The 4,809-nt window shown below is 66.1% G+C and carries 5 protein-coding genes; 2 read left to right on the top strand and 3 right to left on the bottom strand.

All coding sequences use genetic code 11. The features are described from left to right. Window positions 1–165 precede the first annotated feature (165 nt). Both QBJ92_RS20320 and QBJ92_RS20325 read left to right on the top strand, forming a co-directional pair. A complete protein-coding gene (locus tag QBJ92_RS20320) occupies window positions 166–648 on the top strand; it encodes a hypothetical protein (protein ID WP_277971506.1) in 483 nt (160 codons plus the stop codon). A gap of 13 nt (window positions 649–661) precedes the next feature. Next, entirely contained in the window at window positions 662–2,077 is a 1,416-nt protein-coding gene (locus QBJ92_RS20325; RefSeq protein WP_277971507.1) for a coniferyl aldehyde dehydrogenase, read from the top strand. Window positions 2,078–2,113: 36 nt separating this feature from the next. On the opposite strand, the gene QBJ92_RS20330 is transcribed toward QBJ92_RS20325, so the two are convergent. The 3 genes from QBJ92_RS20330 to hmgA are packed head-to-tail and all read right to left on the bottom strand — an operon-like array spanning window position 2,114 to window position 4,748. Further along, a complete protein-coding gene (locus tag QBJ92_RS20330) occupies window positions 2,114–2,701 on the bottom strand; it encodes an urea carboxylase-associated family protein (protein WP_277971508.1) in 588 nt (195 codons plus the stop codon). Further along, complete coding sequence (gene gntA, locus QBJ92_RS20335) at window positions 2,698–3,405, bottom strand: guanitoxin biosynthesis heme-dependent pre-guanitoxin N-hydroxylase GntA (RefSeq protein ID WP_277971509.1); 708 nt, start codon at window positions 3,403–3,405, stop codon at window positions 2,698–2,700. The genes QBJ92_RS20330 and gntA overlap by 4 nt, the downstream gene beginning before the upstream one ends. 56 nt (window positions 3,406–3,461) lie before the next feature. Next, window positions 3,462–4,748: a homogentisate 1,2-dioxygenase gene (hmgA, locus tag QBJ92_RS20340; RefSeq protein WP_277971510.1), complete on the bottom strand. Its 1,287-nt coding sequence runs from the start codon at window positions 4,746–4,748 to the stop codon at window positions 3,462–3,464. Window positions 4,749–4,809: the final 61 nt, after the last annotated feature.

The raw sequence follows: 4,809 nt of genomic DNA on the forward strand, positions 1-4,809 counted from the left end.
GATGTTGCCGACGGTGGTGCTGTTCGCGGCGCTGGCGGGGCTTGCGGTCGCGGTGGTCGGCGCGCTGCGCGGGCGGGCGACGACGCTGACCGACCGGATGCCGTTCGGCGCGCTGCTCGCGATCGCGGCTTACCCAGCGTGGCTGATGCTGGTAGGAATGGCGTCATGAACGCGTTTCCGATCCTTGCGGCGCTCTCGCTCGCGGCGGCACAGCAGGCCGCGCCGAAAGAGGCCCCACCGCCCGCGCCGGTCCTGCCCTCGGTCGACGGCCTGCCGATCGGGTCGATCCCGCGGCAGGAACTGCCCCGCAAGGGCTGCGCGGCGTATCTGTGGACCGCGAGCGGAACGCGTGCGCTGGTCGCGATGGCGACGGGCGGCGGCGGGACCGATCCTGCGCGGCTGCGGCTTTCGATCGGGGGGAAGATCACTGATATTGACCGTACCGGCCAGCTTGGGGCGATCTCGCTCGGCTTTCCAGAAACCACGACTTATGCCGGTGGCGGCACGACGATCAAACTGACGATGCGGGCCGAGACCCGCACGTCGATCACCGACGGCGGGGCGGTGCCGGACGGCATCCTCGAACTCGACCGGACGGGGCAGGATAGCGTGATCATCCCCGTGGCGGGGTTGATCGGCTGCACGTAAAGGGGAGACGGGCATGACACTCGACGAGACGCTTCAGGCGCAGCGCGCGGCGTTCAACGCCGAATTGCCCGTTTCGCTGACCGTCCGCAAAGACCGGCTCAAGCGCGCGACTGCGATGATCGCGGACAATGCCGCAGCCTTTTGCGACGCGCTGAGCGAGGATTTCGGGCATCGCAGCCGCGAGCAATCGATGCTGACCGATGTCGCGGCGTCGATCGCGCCGATCAAACATGCGCTACGCTCGCTCGACGGATGGGCGAAGCGCGACAAGCGCGCGGTGCAGTTTCCGCTCGGGTTGCTCGGCGCGCGGGCGTGGGTGGAATATCAGCCGAAGGGCGTGGTCGGGGTGATCGCGCCGTGGAATTTCCCGGTCAATCTTGTGATGGGGCCAATCGCGGGGATCTTCGCGGCGGGCAACCGCGCGATGGTCAAGACGAGCGAATTCACCCCGCGTACCGCCGCGCTGTTCGAGACGGTTAGCGCGAAGTACTTCGCGCCGGACGAACTCGCGTTCTTCAGCGGCGGACCGGAGGTGGGGAAGGCGTTTTCGGAACTGCCGTTCGACCATCTGATCTTTACCGGCGCTACGGGGATCGGGCGGCATATCCTCCATGCGGCGGCGGACAATCTGACCCCGGTGACGCTGGAACTCGGCGGCAAGTCGCCGGTGCTGATCGGCAAGGACGCCGACATCGCGCGCGCGACTGAGCGGGTGGCGATCGGCAAGATGCTCAATGCGGGGCAGATCTGCCTCGCGCCGGATTACATGCTGGTCCCGCAGGCGCAGGAACAGGCGGTGGTCGACGGGCTCAAGGCAGCGGTCTCGGCGATGTACCCGACGCTGCTGGCGAACCCGGACTATACCGCAATCATCAACGACCGGCATCACCAGCGTCTCGCCGACTGGGTCGCCGACGCGCGCGCCAAGGGCGCGACGGTCGAGGTGGTCAATCCGGGCGGGGAGGATTTCGCCGGATCGAACGCGCGGAAGATGCCGCTGCATATCGTGCGGAATGCGACCGACGACATGATCGTGATGCAGGAGGAGATCTTCGGCCCGATCCTGCCGGTGCGCAGCTATGCGGGCGGGATCGACAGCGCGATCGACGAAGTGAACCGGCGCGACCGGCCGCTTGGGCTTTATTATTTCGGGCCGGACGAGGGGGAGCGGCGGCGTGTGCTCGACCGCACGATTTCCGGCGGGGTGACGATCGACGACGTGGTGTTCCATGTCTCGATGGAGGATCTGCCGTTCGGCGGGGTCGGGCCGTCGGGTATGGGGTCTTATCACGGGTTCGACGGGTTCAAGACGTTCAGCCATGCCAAGGCGGTGTTCAAACAGGCGAAGCTGGATGTGGCGAAGCTGGCGGGGTTGAAGCCGCCTTATGGCAAGGCGACGATGACGAGTGTGCGGCGGCAGATGAAGTAGCGAGCTTCCCGGCTGCTTTGCAGCGGGACGCTGGCCTCAATCCACCCGGTAGTGGATCGGCTTGAAACTGCCGCCGTTGCTTGCCGGGGCGGAACACGCCGTCAGGCCGATGATCAGGTCCATCTCTGCACGCAGGACGATCTGGTCGCCCGCCTTGCTGATCGGTGGGAGGACGTCGAGCTTGCCCGTCGCGGCATCGACAGTGACGTTCATGAAGCAGTTGAACGCGGTCGGGATCATGTCCGGCTTCACCCCATACGGCTCGAGCGCCGCCGCAAGGTTACCGAAACAGCCCCGGTGCGGCGGGAGGTCGGGGTAGAAATGGTGGAAGGTGTCGTACGAGCAGGGCGTCAGCAGGAAATCGTGGCGCCCGACCGTGTCCTCGACGATCGTCAGCATCGGTCGCGACCGGTTCGAATACAGCAGGTTGCCCGTGGTCAGATAGATCGTCTCGGCATAATCGAGCGACCGTCCCGACGAGATGACCTCGGCCAGATCCTCGGCATTATAGGCCAGCAAATCCGCGACCTGCACCCCGCGCGGGTCGATCACGGTCAGCGTCTGTCCCGCCGCCAGCCGGAACGCATCGCCGCTCCGCTCGGGAATCTCCACGACATCGCTCATTCGGCGGCGCCCGAATAGCGGAACGGGCAGGCCCAGGCTTCGTCGACCACGCGCCCGCTATATTGCCGCGCTTCGCTCATCTCGCCGTGGCGCGCGAGCATCGGGTTGCGCGAGCCGGCGAGGACTTCGTCGCGCGTCAGGATCTTCTCGCGCATGCCCTCATATTTGCCCTGTGCGCGCAGCGTCTCGAACTGGTCGTGCAGGTTGAACACCATGGTCGGCCGCGCGAAGCGGCGTGCGGGGCGGCTGGCATTCGGGTGCAGGCCGACGATGAAGAACGCCTCGCCGCCGAAGCTGAGCGAGAAATGCGGGCTGTCGGGGTCGGTGCTGACCGTCGTGTCATAGTCCTGGCCACGCCAAACGTCCTTGTCCGAAATCGACTGGACACGTTGCCACAGCGCCGCCTCGAACTGTGCCTCGCTGAGATCGTCCGGCCCGTCGAAGATGACCGCGAAGCTGCGGAACAGGCCCGGGTCCTCGCGGTAGGCGGCGGCGAAATGCATCAGTCCGTCGTGGATTCGCAGATCGTCCCAAGCGCTGTCGAGCCGATCGCACGCGAGGACGGACAGCGTTCCTTTCGCAAGCGCCGCCTTGGCGCCGACACAGGGGAAGTCCGCTTCCGCGACATGCGCATCGAGCAAAGCTTGGAAATCGTGCTGCGCACGATGTTTCCACGGGAACAAGGGGGTCTGGGGCGTAGGCATAGACCAACAAGACTCTTGCATCGCATGCCAGTTCCGCGAATTCTTGCTGATAAGGGTCAAGTGTTCGGCAGTTGCGCTTTGGGAAAGCCCGCCCAAGCCGAGTCGTAATCTTCGTCCAGCGAACTCGTTTCTGCGGCGAACCGGGTTGGCGTGAACACCCAGCGGCTTTCGATCATGAACGCCATCGTGCCATCGATCCGGCGCGGCGCGAGTGGCGCAGTGCTTGCCGCGGACCAGGTCGCGACGTCGGGGCCATGCCCGCTCATCTGGTTGTGGAGCGACAGCGCGCCGGGGACGAAGCCGTCGGCCTTGGCGTCATATTCGCCTTTGATCAGGCCCATGCACTCGCTCATCGTGTTGCGGTGGAACCATGGCGGGCGGAACGTGTCCTCGGCCACCATCCAGCGCGGCGGGAAGATCACGAAGTCGACGTTCGCGGTGCCGGGCACGTCGCTGGGCGAAGTGAGGACGGTGAAGATCGACGGGTCGGGATGATCGAAGCTGATGCTGCCGATCGTGTTGAACCGCGCGAGATCATATTTGCACGGCGCATAATTGCCGTGCCACGCGACGACGTCGAGCGGGGAGCGACCGAGCTGGGTGGTCCACAGGCTGCCGAGGAATTTCTGGACGAGTTCGTAGTCGCCCTCGACGTCTTCGTACCAGGCGACCGGCGTCTCGAAATCGCGCGGATTGGCGAGGCCGTTCGCGCCGATCGGGCCGAGGTCGGGGAGGCGGAACGGCGCGCCGTGGTTCTCCGCGACATAGCCGCGTGCGCTGCCATCGGGGAGGGTGACGCGGAAGCGCACGCCGCGCGGGATGATCGCGATTTCGCCGGGGGTGAGGTCGATCCTTCCGAGTTCGGTGTAGAGCGTAAGGCGGCCTTGCTGCGGGAGGATCAGCAACTCGCCGTCCGCCGAGACGAAGGCACGGTTCACCATGTCCCTGGTCGCGCGGTAGATATGCATGGCGACGCCGGTCTGCGTCTTCGGGCCTTCGCCGGCTACTAGCATGGTGGTGAGGGAATCGAGCCAGTCGGCGTCCTGCGGTTCGAGCGGGCCCCAGCGGAGGCGGTTGGGGGCGAGGGGTTCGTCGGTGGTGCCGGGGGCGAAGAGCGGGGCGCCTGCGTAGCGCGTGAACGCGGGGTGCGCGGCGGAGGGGCGGACACGGTACAGCCACGAGCGTTTGTTCTCGTGGCGGGGGGCGGTGAAGGCGCTGCCGCTAAGCTGTTCGGCGTAGAGGCCGAACGCTGGTTTCTGGGGCGAGTTGCGGCCGATCGGGAGCGCGCCGGGGATGGCTTCTGTGGCGAAGTGGTTGTTGAAGCCGGTCATGGGGTTGGTCATTTCGGTCTCCAATTATTGGGGGCGGGTGCCTGTTACGGCCCCACCCCAACCCCTCCCCTGA

Origin of the sequence: Sphingomonas echinoides (assembly GCF_029623395.1) — a bacterium.
Classification (GTDB): Bacteria; Pseudomonadota; Alphaproteobacteria; order Sphingomonadales; family Sphingomonadaceae; genus Sphingomonas; species Sphingomonas echinoides_A.

Coding starts and splice junctions, on each gene's coding strand:
- QBJ92_RS20330 (WP_277971508.1), bottom strand. CDS start 2,701: ATGAGCGATGTCGTGGAGATTCCCGAGCGGAGCGGCGATGCGTTCCGG.
- hmgA (WP_277971510.1), bottom strand. CDS start 4,748: ATGACCAACCCCATGACCGGCTTCAACAACCACTTCGCCACAGAAGCC.
- gntA (WP_277971509.1), bottom strand. CDS start 3,405: ATGCCTACGCCCCAGACCCCCTTGTTCCCGTGGAAACATCGTGCGCAG.
- QBJ92_RS20320 (WP_277971506.1), top strand. CDS start 166: ATGAACGCGTTTCCGATCCTTGCGGCGCTCTCGCTCGCGGCGGCACAG.
- QBJ92_RS20325 (WP_277971507.1), top strand. CDS start 662: ATGACACTCGACGAGACGCTTCAGGCGCAGCGCGCGGCGTTCAACGCC.